The organism is Stutzerimonas stutzeri (genome assembly GCF_024448935.1).
GTDB lineage: Bacteria > Pseudomonadota > Gammaproteobacteria > Pseudomonadales > Pseudomonadaceae > Stutzerimonas > Stutzerimonas stutzeri_AO.
Genome location: NZ_JAMOIE010000281.1, coordinates 1 through 513 on the forward strand (window position 1 = coordinate 1; position 513 = coordinate 513).

The window sequence follows — 513 nt, forward strand, 5'->3', positions numbered from 1 at the left end:
TTAACAAGCAGGTTGCGGCCTTGCTTGAGAAGCTGCGCATCGAGTTCACCAAGTCGCGGTCCCGGCACAGCAATGACAACGCCCTGGCGGAAAGCAAGAACGCCGCAATCGTGCGTAAACAGTTTGGCTACAGCCATATTCCCCAGCGCTGGGCGTCACTGATCAACAGATTCAATCAGGAACACCTCAATCCCTACATCAACTTCCATCGCCCCTGTTTCTTCCCCGAGACCCGCACAGATGCCAAGGGCAAGGAGCGCAAGGTGTACCGCTATGAGAATCTGATGACGCCCTATGACAAGTTCAAATCACTGGCCAATGCCAAAGACTATTTGAAACCCGGCGCCAGCTTTGGAACACTTGATCAACTTGCGCACCAAATCAGCGACAATGAGGCGGCGGACCAGCTACAAAAGGCCCGTCGAAAACTCTTCAAAATCATTCATGGACAGGAACTGAAAACCGGCTGAGAGCCCACCAGCCCCCAGACTCATTTAAGGATTGGAAAATACT

General features: G+C 52.4%; 1 pseudogene. It reads left to right on the forward strand.

The features are described 5' to 3' along the window. Positions 1-470: pseudogene (locus tag NA637_RS25365) on the forward strand (integrase); the annotation flags it as partial. Between the last annotated feature and the right edge of the window lie 43 nt (positions 471-513).